The organism is Curtobacterium sp. MCBA15_012, assembly GCF_001864935.2.
Lineage (GTDB): Bacteria > Actinomycetota > Actinomycetes > Actinomycetales > Microbacteriaceae > Curtobacterium.
Genome location: NZ_CP126267.1, coordinates 2,409,833 through 2,426,251, shown reverse-complemented (window position 1 = coordinate 2,426,251; position 16,419 = coordinate 2,409,833). Strand labels below are relative to the sequence as shown.

Genomic DNA, 16,419 nt, shown 5'->3' with positions numbered 1-16,419 from the left:
GTTCCTGCCGCCCGGGCGGGGTGTGGCGGCCGCCGACCATCCTCGCACCGACCGGTGGGTGCGCGCTGCGCGCGGGCCGCTCACGTCGGTCGGGGGCCCTCCCGACCACGCGTCGTCGAGTGGGTGGACCGGCGCGGACGGCGGGTGGCGTGCGGTGGACGCGACCTGACGTCGGACGGGAGGCGCGGTGCCGGCCCGCACCGCGCCTCCCGTCCGCAGGGGGTCGCGTCAGCGACCCGTGGTCGCGCCGTCCTGCGCGGTCACGTCGGCGTCGCCGAGCCGCGCGTGCTTCGTCTCGCGCACGAAGAGCAGGGCGACGAAGGTCACCACCGCGGCGGCCGTCAGGTAGAGCCCGACCAGGAAGATGTTCCCGTCCGGCTGCCACAGCTTCAGCGCGATCGTGGGTGCGAGCGAGGCGCCGATGATCGATGCGATGTTGTACGCCAGCGCGGAGCCGGTGTAGCGGACGTTCGTCGGGAAGAGCTCGGGCAGGAGTGCACCCATCGGGCCGAAGGTCAGGCCCATGAGCGACAGCCCGACGATGAGGAACGTGACGACGGTGATCGGTCCGGTGGCGGCGGCGAACCAGAACTGGAACGTCAGGCCGAACAGGGCGATGCCGACCGTGGTCGGGATGAGCGTGCGGCGACGGCCGTACTTGTCGGCCAGCCAGCCCGCGATGGGCGTGCAGATACCGAAGAACACGACGCCGATCATGAGCAGCGTGAGGAACTCGCCGCGGCTGTAGCCGAGCCCGAGCTTCACGAGCGGGGTCGGCTCGGCGGGGTTCGTGCCGTAGTTGAGCGTGAACGTGGTCATGAAGTAGAAGAGGACGTACGTCGCGACCATGCCGAAGGTGCCGACGATGACGGCCTTCCACGAGGTGCGGAACACCCGGCCGAGCGGGACCTTGGCGACCGAGCCGGTCTCCTGCACGTCGCGGAACACCGGGGACTCGACGAGCTTGAACCGCACGTAGAGGCCGACGAGCACGAGGACGGCGGAGAGCAGGAACGGGATGCGCCAGCCCCACGCCTGGAAGTCGGCGTTCGGGGTGCCGTCGGCACCGGCGGGCATCGCGGCGTTGATCGCGATGAACAGGCCGTTGGCGAGCAGGAAGCCGATCGGCGCGCCGAGCTGCGGCATCGAGCCGAACACGCCGCGCTTGCCCTCGGGGGCGTTCTCGGTCGCGAGCAGGGCCGCGCCGGACCACTCACCGCCGAGCCCGACGCCCTGCGCGAAGCGGAGCACGGCGAGCAGCACGGGCGCCAGGACCCCCACGCTGCCGAAGGTCGGCAGGCAGCCGATCAGGAAGGTGGCGGCGCCCATCACGAGCAGGGACGCGACGAGCGTGGCCTTGCGGCCGATGCGGTCACCGAAGTGCCCGAACAGGACCGACCCGACGGGCCGGGCGAAGAACGCGAGCGCGAACGTGACGAACGAGGACAGCTGCGAGGCCGTCGGGTCCTCGTTCGGGAAGAACAGCGTCGGGAAGACGAGGACGGCGGCGGTCGCGTAGACGTAGAAGTCGTAGAACTCGATCGACGTGCCGACGAGGCTGGCGATGACGACCCGCGAGCGCGGGTTCGTCGCCGGAGCGGTGTCGGTGGTGGACGGGGTGGCCGGTGCGGCGGACATGGGGCACGGACTTTCGCGGGGAGCGCTCGGGCGAGCGCGGCGGTGTCCCGAAGCTGCGGACACCGATCGGCTCGCGCGGGGTGGCGCGGGCACCGGTCGGGTGCGTTCGGTTGGGGAGGACCGCTCGTGACGGAGCACCCAGGCTACGACACATGTCGGCCACCTGCGAATCCGCCGAGGAACCGCCGTGTGGGTCCGCGCAGGGCGGATCGCCGCTGCCGCTGCCGCTGCCGCTGCTGCTGCCGGTCAGCTCGCGGTGCTGGTGCCGGTGCCGCTCAGCTCGCGGCGCCGGTGCCGGTGCCGGTGCCGGTGCCGGTGCCTGTGCCGCTGCCGCTCAGCTCGCGGCGCCGGTCTGCAGGTGCGCGGGGAGCTGGTGGCCCATCCGGTCGCGCTTGGTGTCGAGGTAACCGGCGTTCTGCGCGACGACGCCCACGACCAGGGGCACGAGCGCCTCGACCGTGATGCCGTGCTCCTCGAGCTGGCGGCGCTTCTCGGGGTTGTTCGACAGCAGGCGGACGCTCGTGATGCCCATGTCGGCGAGGATGCCGGCCGCACCGCCGTACTCCCGGGAGTCGGCGGGCAGCCCGAGCGCGAGGTTCGCGTCGAGGGTGTCCAGGCCGTCCTCCTGCAGGCGGTACGCCTTGAGCTTGTTGATGAGGCCGATGCCGCGCCCCTCCTGCCCGCGCAGGTACACGACGATCCCGCCCTCGACGGCGATCGTGTCCAGGGCGGCGTCGAGCTGCGGCCCGCACTCGCACTTCAGCGACCCGAAGGCCTCGCCGGTCAGGCACTCCGAGTGCACGCGGACGAGCGCGCCGTCGGTCGGCATGGACCCGTCGGCCCCGCGGCCGATGATCGCGACGTGCTCGGCGCCGGTGACGAGGTCACGGTAGGCGCGCATCTCGAAGGTGCCGTGCGTCGTCGGGACGGTCGTGGCGACCTCGAAGCGGACCGGGCTGCCGGGGCTGGGGGAGGTGCGGGGGTCGGTCATGGGGTGCTCCGGTCGGTACGGGCCCCGCCGTCACCGTGCTGTCCGACCGCGGGCTGCTCGACACGGGGTCGAACGCGGTGCGGTCGGGCACGGACCAGCAGGTCGGGGCCGAGGCTGGTGGTCGATGTCACGTCCAACTGGTGGCGCTCGCCGATGCTTCCCACGCCGACGTCGCCGAGGGCGGTGCGGGGACCGCCGAGCAGCACGGGCGCGAGGTACACGAGGACCTCGTCGACGAGGCCCGCGGCGACGAGGGCGGACGCGATGGTCGGGCCGCCCTCGACGAGGACGGAGTGGACGCCGTGGTCCCGCAGGCCGTGCAGCGCCGCGGACAGGTCGTGGCCCGGCAGGACGAGCAGTCCGCGCGGGTGGCGGCGGACGGCGGCGTCGGCGGGGACCGGGCGGTCGCCGAGCACGACGGGGAGCGGCTGGTCGGCGAGCAGTTCGCCGCCGTCGCCGCGCGCGGTGAGGCTCGGGTCGTCGGCGAGGACCGTGCCCGTGCCGACGAGGATGGCGTCGTGGGCGGCCCGCTGCTCGTGCACGTGCTGCCGTGCGGCGGTCCCGGTGATCCACTTGCTCGTACCGTCGGCGGCGGCAGCGCGGCCGTCCAGGCTCGACGCCCACTTCACGGTCACCCAGGGCCGGCCCTGGCGCACCGACAGGAGCCAGCGCTCGAGGAACGCCTCGGCCTCGTCGGCGAGGACCCCGGACACGACCTCGACGCCGGCGGCGCGGAGGCGGTCGGCACCACCGCGGGCCTGCACCCCGGGGTCGTCGACGGCGTAGACGACGCGGCCGATGCCGGCCTCGACGAGGGCCACGGCGCACGGGCCGGTGCGGCCGGTGTGGTTGCAGGGTTCGAGGGTCACGACCGCGGTCGCACCGCGCAGCTGCTCGGCGGGCACCTTCGCCATCGCGTCGACCTCGGCGTGCGGGGTCCCGGCGCCCTTGTGCCAGCCCTCGGCGAGGACGTCACCGGCGGGGGAGAGGACCACCGCACCGACCCGGGCGTGGTCGCCGACCGCCGGCCCGAGCGCGGCGAGCTGGAGCGCACGCCGCATGGCTCGGACCTCGGCCGGACGAGCCGACGGAGCGGTGGTGGTGGTCACGCTCCGACACTACCCACCGGCGTTCGGTGACGCGTCACCGTGCTGTCCCCTGTCAGCGAACGTCGCCGGGGCGTCCGACCACCGCTGCGGGCCACGGACGGTCGGAGGCCGGTGCGCCGTCGGCACGACGGAGCCCGGTCCAGGCGGTCGTCGGGTCGCCGTCGCGGTCGGGGACGCGGGCCGGCGCGGTCCCGGTGTACGAGAACCCGGCGCGGCGGGCGACCCGGGCGGAGCCGGTGTTGCCCTCCCAGCACTCCCAGTACACGTCGGGTGCTCCCTGGGAGAACGCCCACGCGACCACGAGCTCGACCGCCTCGTGCACCAGTCCGGCACCGCGCGCGGACGGGGCCAGCCAGAAGCCGAGACCCCGGTACGACGTGCGGTAGCTGACGACCCCCTCGAGCCAGGTCGACCCGGTGCGGCGGATCGCCCACGTGTACTCCTGGTCGGACGCCCACCCGGGGCCGACCAGGGCGTCGACGAAGGACCGCGCGTGGTGCTCCGTGTACGGCGTCGGCACCGTGGTCCAGCGGACGACGTCGGGGTCCTGGCAGCCCGCCGTGATCGCCGCGGTGTCGGCCCGGGTGGGCACGTCGAGGCGCACCCGGGCCGACGACAGCGTGACGGGCAGCACGTCAGCGCCGGGTGCGGGGCACGAAGCCGATGCGGTCGTACACCCGCGCGAGCGTCGACTCGGCGATCGACTCGGCACGCTCGGCTCCGAGGGCGAGCAGCCGGTCGAGCTCGGCCGGGTCGTCCAGGAGTTCGAGGGTGCGTGCACGCACCGGCTCGAGCTCGGCGACGACCGCGTCGGCGACCTCGCCCTTCAGGTCGCCGTAGCCCTTGCCGACGAAGGACGCCTCGAGCTCGGCCACCGGCGTGCGGGTGAACGCCGACAGGATCGCGAGCAGGTTCGTCACACCCGGCTTCGCCTGGCGGTCGGCGCGGATCTCGCGTTCGGTGTCGGTGACGGCCGAGCGGATCTTCTTGGCCGTGCGCTTCGGGTCGTCGAGCAGCCGGACGAGGCCGTTGTCGGACGCGGCCGACTTGCTCATCTTGCTGGTCGGGTCCTGCAGGTCGTAGATGCGGGCCGTCTCGGTCCCGATCTGCGCCTTCGGCACGACGAAGGTGTCGCCGAACCGGGAGTTGAACCGGGTCGCGAGGTCGCGCGTGAGCTCGACGTGCTGCCGCTGGTCGTCGCCCACGGGCACCACGGCGGTGTCGTACAGCAGGATGTCCGCGGCCATCAGGATCGGGTACGTGAACAGGCCCACCGAGGCGGCCTCGGCGCCCTGGCGCGCGGACTTGTCCTTGAACTGGGTCATCCGGCTCGCCTCGCCGAAGCCCGTGAGGGTGTTGAGCACCCAGGCCAGCTCGGCGTGCGCCGGGACGTGCGACTGCACGAACAGCGTCGACTTCGCCGGGTCGATGCCCGAGGCGATGTACTGCGCGGCCGTCGCCCGGGTGCTCGCGCGGAGCTCGGCCGGGTCCTGCGGCGAGGTGATCGCGTGCATGTCGACCACGCAGTAGATGGCGTCGTGGTCGTCCTGCAGGTCGCGCCACTGCATGAGCGCCCCGACGTAGTTGCCGAGGTGGAGGGACCCGGCAGAGGGCTGGATCCCGGAGAAGATGCGCGTCTTGGTCATGGCGGTGTCCTGGTGGTGCGTGGTGCTTGGTGGGAGGAGGGTCAGAGCTCGTAGTCGACGACCACGGGGGCGTGGTCGGACCATCGCTGGTCGTACGCGTCGGCCCGGTCGACCGTGTAGGTGCGGACCTTCTCGGCGAGCTCGGGGGTGGCGACCTGGTAGTCGATGCGCCAGCCGGAGTCGTTGTCGAAGGCCTGTCCGCGCCACGACCACCACGTGTAGGGGCCGGGGACGTCGCCGGCCTGTGCGCGTCCGACGTCGACCCAGCCGAGGCCCGGGCCGGTGGAGCCGTCGGCGCCCTCGACCGCTTCGCCCTCGGCCCCGAAGAACCGCGAGAAGTAGGCACGCTCGCGGGGGAGGAACCCGGCGCGCTTGACGTTGCCCTTCCAGTTCTTGATGTCGCGCTCGTCGTGGCCGACGTTGAGGTCACCGACGACGACCGCGAGCGGGTTGTGCGCGCGGAGGGCGGGCAGCCGCTCCGTCATCGCGTCGAGGAACTTCCACTTCTCGTCCTGCTTCTCGGTGCCGACCTCGCCCGAGTGCACGTACGCCGAAACGACCGTGACGGTGCTGTCGCCGACCTCGTAGTCGGCTTCGATCCAGCGTCCGGCGGAGTCGAACTCGGCGGGACCGAGCTCGACCCGGTGCAGGTGCGCGCGCTTGCGGGAGGCGATCGCGACGCCGGCGCGGCCCTTCGCCGTCGCCGGGTCGTGCACGACGTCCCACTCGTCGCCGAGCAGTCCGGTCAGGTCGTCGGTCGAGGCGCGGACCTCCTGCAGGGCGAGCACGTCGACGTCACGGGTGGCGAGCCAGTCGCCCATGCCCTTCCGGAACGCGGCGCGGACGCCGTTCACGTTGACGGATGCGAGGCGCAGGCGTGTCATGCCGACCACCTTATCGGCGGGCGCCGACGGCCCGGTCCGGACCGCGGACGCGGCAGCGGGCCGGCGGGTCAGCGGGACGACGGACGCGGTCGGCGCGGTGGACCGGCCGGACGACGGACGGGAGGCGCGGTGCCAGCTGGCACCGCGCCTCCCGTCCGTCCCGTGGTCGCGTCGAGGACGCGACCTGCGCGCTCAGGCGGCGTCGTGGTCCGTCTGCAGGAACTCGACCAGGCTGTCCGCGGTCGCCTCGGCGTCGTCGCCGGTCACCGTGAGGACGACCTCGTCGCCGTTCTCGATGCCCAGGCCGAGCAGGGCGAGGATGCTGCCGGCGTTGCCGGACTTGTCGCCCTTGGCGATCGTCACCTGGTGGCCGGACGCGGTGACGGTCTGGACGAAGAGGGAGGCCGGGCGGGCGTGCAGGCCGGAGGCGCTCGCGACGGTGACGGTACGGGTGGCTTCGGACATCGATGTGCTCCTGTCGACGGGTGGTGCGCTCATGCTAGCGAGCGCGCGGTGGGGGTTCCGGGCGTGCCCGGACGGTCAGTCGCGGCCGGGCCAGAGGACCTCGGTGCCGGCGGCCTCGACCTCGCGCACGAGGTCGGCGTTGACCGCGGGGTCGGTGATGATCGTGTCGATCGCGGCGAGCGGTGCGACACGGCCGAACTCCTCGCGACCGAACTTCGTGTGGTCGGCGAGCAGGATGCTCCGACGGGCGGCCTTGATCATCGCGCTCTTCACGGCGGCCTCGGCGACGTTGTGCGTGGTCAGGCCGCGCTCGGGCGTGATGCCGTTGATGCTGATGAAGGCGACGTCGACGCTCACCATGCCGATGAGCTGGTGCGTCCAGGTGCCGACTCCGGCGAGCGAGTCGCTGCGGATGTTCCCGCCGAGCAGGTGCAGGTCGATGCCGGCCCGGTTCGCGACCGCCATCGCGACGGGCAACGAGTGCGTGACGACCGTGAGGCCGCGGTCGGTGGGCAGCATCTCGGCGAGGCAGATCGTCGACGTGCCGGCGTCGATCATCACCGACCCGTTCTCGGGCAGCTCCTCGAGCGCGGCCTCGGCGATGACCATCTTCTCGGCCTGGTTGATGCCGCCGCGGTCGCCGACGCCGGGGTGCAGCGTGATGCGCTCGACCGGGATCGCCCCGCCGTGCGCCCGACGGACCAGTCCGCGGCGCTCGAGGCTCGTGAGGTCGCGCCGGATCGTCTCCGGGGTGACGGCGAGCAGTTCGGCCAGGTCCTTCACGTCGACCCGGCCGTGCGCGCGTGCCTGCTCGACGATGCGCTGGTGGCGCTCTGGTGCGTACATGGACCTCGTCGTCTCGGTCGGTGCTGGGGTGCTGGTGTGCTGGGGTGCTGGGGTGCTGGGGTGCTGGTGGCGCTGGCGGTGCTCCGGACGCTCGGGGTGCGGTGCGTTCCCGGCGTGCTCGGAACGGAACGGACACGACCGGGCACGATCGCGTCGGATCGCCCGTCGGATGATCGTCCGGCAGACGCAAACGGGCATCTGTTTCTGCATTTTTATCCCCGGATGTGTTTGTTTGTCAACGTGGATCGGGGTAGGGTTGCGTCCACGCCGCCGCGGTCGGGTTCCTTCTGATGCGCTGCGACGCGCACCCACCACCGCACCTCCGTGTGAGATGAAGGAGTCTCGAATGACCGAACTGCTCGGCACCGGCGTCGGCCGTGGCGTCGCCCACGGCCCCGTGCTCCGCATGGCGGACCCGCTCGGCGAACCGTCGACGGCACCGCTCGAGGGTTCGGCCGCGGATGCGAAGCAGGCGGTCCACGACGCACTCGCCGTCGTCGCGGACGACCTCAACAAGCGCGGGGCGCTCGCCGGTGGCGACGCCCAGGCCGTGCTCGAGGCGCAGGCGCTCATGGCGCAGGACCCGACCCTCCTCGACGACGTGCACGCCCGCATCGACGGTGGCACCAACCCCGAGCGTGCGGTGTTCGAGGCCTTCGGTCAGTTCCGCGACCTGCTCGTCGGCATGGGCGGCTACATGGGGGAGCGCGCGGCCGACCTCGACGACGTCGCCCAGCGCATCGTCGCCAAGCTCCGCGGCGTCCCGGCCCCCGGCGTCCCCGAGTCCGACACCCCCTTCGTGCTCGTCGCCCGCGACCTCGCACCGGCCGACACCGCCCTGCTCGACCTCGACAAGGTGCTCGCGCTCGTCACGCGCGACGGCGGCCCGACCTCGCACACGGCGATCCTCGCCCGGGCGAAGGGCATCACGGCCATCGTCGGCGTCACCGGCGCGGACGCCCTCGCCGACGGCACGCACGTGGTCGTCGACGCCGCGGCCGGCACCGTCGTCACCGACCCGTCGGACGCGCTCGTCGCCGACGTCGACCAGCGCATCGCCGACCGCCTGGCCGCCGCGGCCGCACCGCTCACCGCCGGTGCCCTCGCCGACGGCCACACCGTCCCCCTCCTCGCGAACCTCGGCAGCCCCGCCGACGCCGCGGGAGCCGTCGCTCTCGGTGCGGAGGGCGTGGGGCTCTTCCGCACCGAGTTCCTCTTCCTCGACGCGCCGACCGCCCCGACCGTCGCGCAGCAGACCGAGTCGTACCGACAGCTGCTCGAGGCGTTCCCCGGCAAGAAGGTCGTCGTGCGCGCGCTCGACGCCGGCGCCGACAAGCCCCTGCCGTTCCTCACCGACAAGGACGAGGAGAACCCGGCACTCGGCCGTCGCGGGCTGCGGGCCCTCCGCAACCACGAGGAGGTGCTGCGGGACCAGCTCACCGCCCTCGCGCAGGCCGACGCCCAGACCGAGGCCGACCTCTGGGTGATGGCCCCCATGGTCGCCGACGCCGAGGAGACCGAGTACTTCGTCGACCTGGCCCGTGAGCTCGGCATCCGCACCGCGGGTGTCATGGCCGAGGTGCCCTCGCTCGCGCTCATGGCCGAGCAGGTCTTCACGTCCGCCGACTTCGTGTCCATCGGCACGAACGACCTGACCCAGTACACGATGGCCGCCGACCGCATGCTCGGCACCGTCGCGAGCTACCAGGACCCGTGGCACCCGGCCGTCCTGCGCCTCGTCGCGCAGCTCGGCCAGGCCGGCCGCGACGCCGGCAAGCCCGTGGGCATCTGCGGCGAGGCCGCGGCCGACCCCCTGCTCGCCGTCGTCCTCGTCGGCCTCGGCGCCACCACCCTCTCCATGACCCCCGCGGCCCTGGCCGACGTGCGCGCCGAGCTCGGCAAGCACACGCTCGACCAGGCCCGCGAGATGGCGACGGCGGCACTCGCCGCGAGCACCGCGGCGGCGGCCAAGACCGCCGCGGCTGCCGCGCACGCCGCCTAGCCGCAGCACCACCGCAGCACCCGACCCACCAGCAACACCCCGCACCACCAGCAGCACCGCACCACCTCCCTCCACCACTGCAGCACCCATCACAGAAAGCCAGGCACATGACAACGTCGTCCGTTGCAGCGCCCGACGCTCCCGCGAAGTCGCGGGGCGGCGCACGCGTCGCCGTGCAGAAGTTCGGCACGTTCCTCTCCGGCATGGTGATGCCGAACATCGCGATCTTCATCGCGTGGGGCCTCATCACCGCGTTCTTCATCGAGAAGGGTTGGACGCCCGTGGGCGTCCTCGGCGGCTTCGGGGAGACGAACGGGGTCGCGAACATCGGCCTCGTCGGCCCGATCCTGACGTACCTCATCCCGCTCGCGATCGCCTTCCAGGGCGGCCGCATGATCTACGAGACCCGCGGCGCCGTCGTCGGGTCGATCATGGCCATGGGCGTCATCATCGGCGCCAACGGGACGATCATGATCCTCGGCGCGATGGTCTGCGGCCCGCTCGGCGCGTGGCTCATCAAGCAGATCGACAAGATCTGGGACGGCAAGATCAAGCCCGGCTTCGAGATGCTCGTGAACAACTACGCGGCCGGCATCCTCGGCTTCGTGCTCGCGCTCATCGGGTTCTTCCTGCTCGCCCCGCTGTTCAAGGCCATCGCCGAGGGTCTCGGCGCCGCGGTGAAGTTCCTCGTCGACAACTCGCTGCTCCCGGTCGCGAGCATCATCATCGAGCCGGCCAAGGTGTTCTTCCTCAACAACGCCATCAACCACGGCGTGCTCGACCAGCTCGGCGCGCAGCAGGTGCAGGAGTCCGGCAAGAGCATCCTGTTCCTGCTCGAGGCGAACCCCGGCCCGGGTCTCGGCATCCTGCTCGCCTTCACCTTCTTCGGTGTCGGCATCGCCCGTTCGACCGCCCCCGGCGCGATCCTCATCCAGTTCCTCGGCGGCATCCACGAGATCTACTTCCCGTACGTGCTGCAGAAGCCGGTGCTGTTCCTCGCCGTCATCCTCGGTGGTGCGACCGGTGTCGCGACCAACGTCGCATTCCAGTCCGGTCTCGCCGCTCCGGCATCCCCCGGGTCGATCATCGCCGTCCTCACGGTCACGGCGAAGGGCAGCTTCGTCGGCGTCATCCTGTCGGTGATCCTGTCCGCGGCGGTCTCGTTCGCGGTCGCGTCGTTCTTCCTGCTCGCCAGCCGCAAGCGCGACCTGGCGAACGGCGGCGGCGACATGTCCGCCGCGATGGCGAAGCTCCAGGCCAACAAGGGCCGCGACGTGAACGCCGCGACCTCGGGTCTGCTCGGCACCAACGCGCCGGCCACCGACGAGGAGGCCGAGGCCACGCTCGGCGGCGTCGGGTCGGCGACGACCACGGCGACCCGCGTGCAGAACGTCGTGTTCGCGTGCGACGCCGGCATGGGGTCGAGCGCGATGGGCGCCAGCGTCCTCCGCAACAAGGTGAAGAAGGCCGGCATCGAAGGGGTCACGGTCGTCAACAAGGCGATCGCGAACCTCGACGGCACCGAGGACCTCGTCATCACCCAGGAGGAACTGACCGACCGCGCGAAGCAGAAGGTCCCGAACGCACAGCACGTGTCGGTCGGCAACTTCATGAACGCGCCGCAGTACGACCAGGTCGTCGACCAGCTCAAGAACCAGTAACACAGTGCAGTATCGGAGGGGACGGGTGCAGACCCGTCCCCTCCATCACGTTCCGCCAGAAGAAGGAGAACCCCCGATGCCCGTCCTGCAGGAGAGCCAGATCCGCATCCACACCGAGGACACCGCCCCGACCAAGTCGGAGGCGATGAAGGAGGCGGCCGAGATCCTCGAGGCGGCGGGCGCGGTCACGGCCGACTACTACCCGGCCATGCTCGAGCGCGAGAAGAGCGTCTCGACGTACATGGGGAACTTCCTCGCGATCCCGCACGGCACCAACGACGCGAAGGACGCCATCAAGTCGTCCGCGCTGTCGTTCATCCGCTACGCCACCCCGATCGACTGGGACGGCAACCCCGTGCGCTTCGTCGTCGGCATCGCCGGCGTGAACAACGAGCACCTCGACATCCTGTCCAAGATCGCGATCGTGTTCTCGGACGAGGACGAGGTCCAGAAGCTCACCGACGCCCCGGACACCGCGGCCATCCTGGCGATCCTCGGCGAGGTCAACGAGTGAGCACCGGTACCGCGGTCCACTTCGGCGCCGGGAACATCGGGCGCGGCTTCGTCGGGCTCCTGCTCCACGAGGCCGGCTACGAGGTCGTCTTCGCCGACGTCGCCGCCCCGCTCATCGACGCCCTCGCCGCCGCCGACTCGTACACCGTGCACGAGGTCGGCCAGGGCGCGCGGGACCACGTCGTCACCGGCTTCCGAGCCGTGAACAGCGCGCAGGACGAGGACGGCGTGGTGGCCGAGGTCGCCGCCGCGGACGTCGTCACGTGCGCCGTCGGTCCGACGGTCCTGAAGTTCATCGCCCCGGTCGTCGCCCGTGCCCTCGTGCAGCGCCCGGCCGACGCCGCGCCGCTCGCCGTCATGGCGTGCGAGAACGCGATCAACGCGACCGACCGGCTCCGCGAGTTCATCGTCGACGCGCTGCCCGCCGAGTCGCGCGACGAGGCACTCGCCAAGGCCGTCTTCGCGAACACCGCGGTCGACCGGATCGTCCCGGCCCAGCCCGAGGGCGGCGGCCTCGACGTCACCGTCGAGACCTACTTCGAGTGGGCGATCGACCGCACCCCGTTCGACGGCCACGAGCCGACGATCCCGGGCGCGCACTACGTCGACGGCCTGGCCGCGTCGATCGAGCGCAAGCTGTTCACGGTGAACACCGGCCACGCCACGGTGGCGTACCACGGCTTCCTCGCCGGCGCCGACAAGATCTCCGACGCGATCGCGATCCCCGCGGTGCGCTCGGCGCTCGAGTCGGTGCTCGCCGAGACGAGCGACCTGCTCGTCCGCCGCCACGAGCTCGACCCCGAGGTGCACCGCTCCTACGTCGAGGCGATCATCGGCCGGTTCGAGAACCCGCACCTGCCGGACACCGTGACCCGCGTCGGTCGCCAGCCGCTCCGCAAGCTGTCGCGCGACGAGCGCTTCGTCTCGCCCGCGGCCGCACTCGCCGAGGACGGCACCGAGCCCACGGCGCTGCTCGACGCGATGGGCGCCGCCCTCCGCTTCGACGTCGCGGACGACGAGCAGAGCGTCGAGCTGCAGCAGCTGCTGCGCTCGGACCGCTCGGACGCCGGCGTCGCGAGCGAGATCACCGGACTCGACGCGCAGCACCCGCTGCACGCCGCGTTCGCCGAGCGGGTGCGCGCCGCGCGCGCCTGAGACGCGACCACCCCACGCGACGGGAGGCGCGGTGCCGGCTGGCACCGCGCCTCCCGTTCGTCCGGGGTGGTGCCCGTCGCGACCCGCGGTCGGGACGGGGGACGCGCGCGAGCCGGGCGCACGTCCCCGGTCGCCGTGTCCCCGCTCGGTGGGTCCGTGGGGTGCCGGCGTAGCGTCGACGGCATGACGAAGCACTGGGTGGCACCGCGGTTCGGCGGCAGCGAGGTCCTGGAACTGGTCGACACCGAGGTCCCGGCACCCGGGCCCGGCGAGGTCACGATCGACGTCCGCGCCGCCGGGGTGAACCCCGCGGACACGAAGCACGTCCGGCAGGGCGACCCGGCCGACCTGCCGGCGCCGATCGGCTACGAGGTCGCCGGGGTGCTCAGCGCCGTCGGACCCGACACCGAGATCGCCTCCGGTGGGGGAGCGGTCGGCGACGAGGTCCTGGCGTTCCGCGTCTCGGGCGGCTGGGCCGAACGGATCACGGTGCCCGCCGCCGACGTCTTCGCCAAGCCCGCCGCGCTCGGCTTCGCCGAGGCGGCCAACCTGCTCCTCGCCGCGACCACCGCCGCCGACATGATCCGCGTCACGCGTGCGGAGGGACGCGACACGGTGGTCGTGCACGGCGCGTCCGGTGCGGTCGGCGTGAGCCTGCTGCAGCTGCTCCGCCCGCTCGGCACGCGCGTGATCGGCACCGCCTCCGAGCGCAACGCCGACACCGTCCGACGCTTCGGTGGCGAGTGGGTCGCGTACGGCGACGGACTGGAGGCACGCATCCGTGACCGCGCACCCGACGGTGTCGACGTGGCACTGGACTGCGTCGGGACCGACGAGGCCGTCGACGTCTCGCTCGCCCTGGTCGCGGACCGCAGCCGCATCGTCACGATCGCGGCCCCCGGCCGCGCGCAGTCCGACGGCATCCGTGCCGTCGGCGGTGCGCAGCCCGAGAGCGCTGCGTTCCGGGACTCGGTGCGCCAGCGCCTGATCGACCTCGCCGGGGCCGGGGAGCTCGAGGTCCCGGTGGCACGGACCTTCCCGCTCGCCGAGGCCCTCGCCGCGGTGCACCTGCTCGAGTCGCAGCACCCGGGCGGGAAGCTCGCGCTGCTGCCCTGAGGCCGGGGACTCCGGGACCCCGAGATCCCCGGCGCTCGCGCGTCCGCCGCGCGTCCTCCGTGCGAGGGACGCCCGCGGAGCCCAGAGCCTGCCAGACTGCGGGGGACAGTCACCACTCGGGAGGGACAGCAGTGAGCAACCAGGATCCGTACGGCGGGCAGCAGCCCGGAGGACAGGACCACTCGGGCGCGGGGGCGCAGCGGCCGGACGGGCAGCAGCCGTACGGGCAGCAGCCGTACGGACAGCAGGGCTCCGCGCCGGACCCGTACGCGAAGCCGCAGGCCGGGCAGCAGCCGTACGGCCAGGCGCCGTACGGCCAGCCGCAGCAGCCGTACGGGCAGGCACCGTCCGGGCAGGCGCCCTACGGCCAGCCGCAGCAGCCGTACGGGCAGGCACCGTACGGGCAGCAGCCCTCTGGCGGGCAGGCCCCGTACGGCCAGGCCCCGTACGGCCAGGCACCGCAGTACGGGCAGGCCGCCGTGCCCCGCGGTGCCACCGCGACCGAGCCGCCGATCTGGGCGCCCTGGTACGGCATCCCGTTCCCGCAGGCGTTCCGCCGGTTCTGGAAGAAGTACGCGCGGTTCGACGGGCGAGCCAGCCGCAGCGAGTTCTGGTTCTGGGCGCTCTGGTACGCGATCGGCTCGTTCGCGACCGGGTTCGTGGGCGGGATCTTCGACGCGGCGCCGGGCCTGTCGAACGTCGACGACGGCCTGACGACCCTCTGGGCGCTCGCCTGCGCCGTGGGGTTCATCGCGCTGACCATGCGACGCCTGCACGACGTCAACCTCTCCGGGTACTTCACCCTGTTCTTCATCATCCCGCCGATCGGGGTGCTCTTCGCGCTCATCGTCGGCTTCCTCGCGACCGACCCGCAGGGACAGCGGTTCGACCGGCCCGACCGCATGTGACGCCCGGATCGGCGGATCTGGTTGACTCGTGGGGTACACAGGACCACACCACGAGGGGGACCACATGACCTACCAGCAACCCGATCCGCCGTACGGGACCGCGCAGCAGCCGGCCGGCGGCCACGGCCAGTTCGGCGCCGGCAACGTGACCGGTGCCGGCGGGGAGCCGCCGCTCTGGGCGCCGCGCTACGGTGCCTCGTTCGGGCAGGCGGTCGGCCGGTTCTTCCGCAAGTACGCCACGTTCAGCGGTCGCGCGAGCCGCAGCGAGTTCTGGTGGGCGTACCTGGTCGTGGCAGCCGTGCCGACGATCCTCGTGACGATCGCACTGGTCTACCGCTTCTCGACCATCCAGTACGACACCGTCGACTTCGGTGACGGCCAGGTCTACCGCAGCCCGAACGCGCCGGGGCCGCTCTTCTTCGTGCTCATGGCCCTCCCGGCCCTGTGGTGGCTCGCGACGATCGTGCCCACGCTGGCGCTCGGCTGGCGGCGCCTGCACGACGCCAACCTGCCCGGCGCGCTGTACCTCATCGCGGTGTTCGTCGGCATCGTCGGCATCGTGTTCGGTCTGCTGCCGTCGAACCCCGAGGGTGCGCGGTACGACCGCCCGGGGGCCGCGCGATGACCGACGACCGCACGCCGCGGTGGGGGCAGCCGGACGGCCAGCAGCCGGACGGCCAGACCCCGCAGTCCGGCCAGCCGCAGCAGCCGCCGCAGCCGAACGGCCAGGCTCCGCAGTACGGGCAGCAGCCGTACGGCCAGGCCTCGCAGCCCGGCCAGCAGCCGTACGGGCAGCAGCCGTACGGCCAGCAGCCGTACGGCCAGGCCCCGCAGTACGGGCAGCAGCCGTACGGACAGCAGCCGTACCCGCAGTTCGTCCCGTCCGGCCCGATCCCGCGCGACGCGAGCGGCGCCCCGCCCCTCTGGGCCCCCTGGTACGGCATCGGTTTCCTCGACGCCGTGACCCGCTTCTTCAAGAAGTACGCCCGGTTCGACGGTCGCGCCAGCCGCAGTGAGTTCTGGTACTGGGTCCTGGCGAACGCGATCGTCTCGACGATCCTGCTCGGCGGCTACATCGCCGGCGTCATCGCGTGGGCCGCATCCTCGGCGACGACTGTCGACGAGTACGGCAACACGACGACGAACGGGTCGGTCCCGGTCGTCGCCCTCCTGTTCCTCGCGCTGTACGGCCTGTGGTGGCTCGCGACGATCGTGCCCACCTTCGCGCTCGGCTGGCGACGGGTGCACGACGCGAACCTCGCCGGGCCGTTCTGGCTCATCTCGCTCGTGACCGGCATCGCGGGCATCGTCTTCGGTGCGCTCGAGTCGAACCCGGCCGGGGCGCAGTACGACCGTCCCGACGGACCGCCCCCGGGCGCGTACGACGGCGGCCACGACGCTGCGGGGCTCCCGAAGGCCTGACCCGGACCACGACCAGCGACACAGCGGGGCGCGGTGCCCGAGACCGACCGGAGTGGTCGGCCG

Annotated in this window: 15 protein-coding genes and 1 pseudogene; 8 read left to right on the top strand and 8 right to left on the bottom strand. The window is 72.5% G+C overall.

Features of this window, described 5'->3' with window-relative positions:
• Positions 1-228: 228 nt before the first annotated feature.
• The 8 genes and pseudogenes from QOL15_RS11045 to QOL15_RS11010 all read right to left on the bottom strand — a co-directional run bounded on the left by QOL15_RS11045 (position 229) and on the right by QOL15_RS11010 (position 7,579).
• Positions 229-1,638 carry an MFS transporter gene (locus tag QOL15_RS11045; RefSeq protein WP_071248454.1) on the bottom strand — a complete coding sequence of 470 codons (1,410 nt, stop codon included), beginning with the start codon at positions 1,636-1,638 and terminating at the stop codon, positions 229-231.
• Positions 1,639-1,972: 334 nt separating this feature from the next.
• Positions 1,973-2,596, bottom strand: a pseudogene (ribA, locus tag QOL15_RS11040) (GTP cyclohydrolase II); the annotation flags it as partial.
• A 29-nt stretch (positions 2,597-2,625) separates the two neighbouring features.
• Positions 2,626-3,690, bottom strand: a complete 1,065-nt coding sequence (ribD, locus tag QOL15_RS11035) for a bifunctional diaminohydroxyphosphoribosylaminopyrimidine deaminase/5-amino-6-(5-phosphoribosylamino)uracil reductase RibD (RefSeq protein ID WP_071248451.1) — start codon at positions 3,688-3,690, stop codon at positions 2,626-2,628.
• Between the two features lie 100 nt (positions 3,691-3,790).
• Positions 3,791-4,372, bottom strand: a complete 582-nt coding sequence (locus QOL15_RS11030; RefSeq protein ID WP_071248449.1) for a GNAT family N-acetyltransferase — start codon at positions 4,370-4,372, stop codon at positions 3,791-3,793.
• A 1-nt stretch (position 4,373) separates the two neighbouring features.
• On the bottom strand, positions 4,374-5,384 hold the full coding sequence (trpS, locus tag QOL15_RS11025; protein ID WP_065960358.1) for a tryptophan--tRNA ligase: 1,011 nt from the start codon (positions 5,382-5,384) through the stop codon (positions 4,374-4,376).
• A gap of 41 nt (positions 5,385-5,425) precedes the next feature.
• Positions 5,426-6,268, bottom strand: coding sequence for an exodeoxyribonuclease III (locus QOL15_RS11020; RefSeq protein WP_065960360.1), 843 nt, complete (start codon positions 6,266-6,268; stop codon positions 5,426-5,428).
• A gap of 192 nt (positions 6,269-6,460) precedes the next feature.
• Positions 6,461-6,733: an HPr family phosphocarrier protein gene (locus tag QOL15_RS11015; RefSeq protein WP_065960361.1), complete on the bottom strand. Its 273-nt coding sequence runs from the start codon at positions 6,731-6,733 to the stop codon at positions 6,461-6,463.
• Between the two features lie 75 nt (positions 6,734-6,808).
• On the bottom strand, positions 6,809-7,579 hold the full coding sequence (locus tag QOL15_RS11010; protein ID WP_065960363.1) for a DeoR/GlpR family DNA-binding transcription regulator: 771 nt from the start codon (positions 7,577-7,579) through the stop codon (positions 6,809-6,811).
• 346 nt (positions 7,580-7,925) lie between these two features.
• Here QOL15_RS11010 and ptsP point away from each other — a divergent pair, with 346 nt between their 5' ends.
• From ptsP to QOL15_RS10970, 8 genes are all read left to right on the top strand, one after another.
• A complete protein-coding gene (ptsP, locus tag QOL15_RS11005) occupies positions 7,926-9,581 on the top strand; it encodes a phosphoenolpyruvate--protein phosphotransferase (RefSeq protein ID WP_065960365.1) in 1,656 nt (551 codons plus the stop codon).
• Positions 9,582-9,688: 107 nt separating this feature from the next.
• Positions 9,689-11,242: a PTS mannitol transporter subunit IICB gene (locus QOL15_RS11000; RefSeq protein ID WP_071248445.1), complete on the top strand. Its 1,554-nt coding sequence runs from the start codon at positions 9,689-9,691 to the stop codon at positions 11,240-11,242.
• Positions 11,243-11,318: 76 nt separating this feature from the next.
• Positions 11,319-11,756, top strand: a complete 438-nt coding sequence (locus QOL15_RS10995; RefSeq protein ID WP_031274425.1) for a PTS sugar transporter subunit IIA — start codon at positions 11,319-11,321, stop codon at positions 11,754-11,756.
• The gene (locus QOL15_RS10990) at positions 11,753-12,910 is read left to right on the top strand and encodes a mannitol-1-phosphate 5-dehydrogenase (protein ID WP_071248442.1); all 1,158 of its coding nucleotides are present in this window, start codon (positions 11,753-11,755) and stop codon (positions 12,908-12,910) included. The genes QOL15_RS10995 and QOL15_RS10990 overlap by 4 nt, the downstream gene beginning before the upstream one ends.
• A gap of 183 nt (positions 12,911-13,093) precedes the next feature.
• Positions 13,094-14,026, top strand: a complete 933-nt coding sequence (locus tag QOL15_RS10985) for an NADP-dependent oxidoreductase (protein WP_071248565.1) — start codon at positions 13,094-13,096, stop codon at positions 14,024-14,026.
• A gap of 131 nt (positions 14,027-14,157) precedes the next feature.
• Positions 14,158-14,934 (top strand): DUF805 domain-containing protein, encoded by a 777-nt coding sequence (locus QOL15_RS10980; protein WP_071248439.1) that lies wholly within the window; start codon positions 14,158-14,160, stop codon positions 14,932-14,934.
• A 64-nt stretch (positions 14,935-14,998) separates the two neighbouring features.
• Positions 14,999-15,559: a DUF805 domain-containing protein gene (locus QOL15_RS10975; protein WP_083230044.1), complete on the top strand. Its 561-nt coding sequence runs from the start codon at positions 14,999-15,001 to the stop codon at positions 15,557-15,559.
• On the top strand, positions 15,556-16,356 hold the full coding sequence (locus QOL15_RS10970; protein ID WP_175473853.1) for a DUF805 domain-containing protein: 801 nt from the start codon (positions 15,556-15,558) through the stop codon (positions 16,354-16,356). The genes QOL15_RS10975 and QOL15_RS10970 overlap by 4 nt, the downstream gene beginning before the upstream one ends.
• The last annotated feature ends 63 nt before the right edge of the window (positions 16,357-16,419 follow it).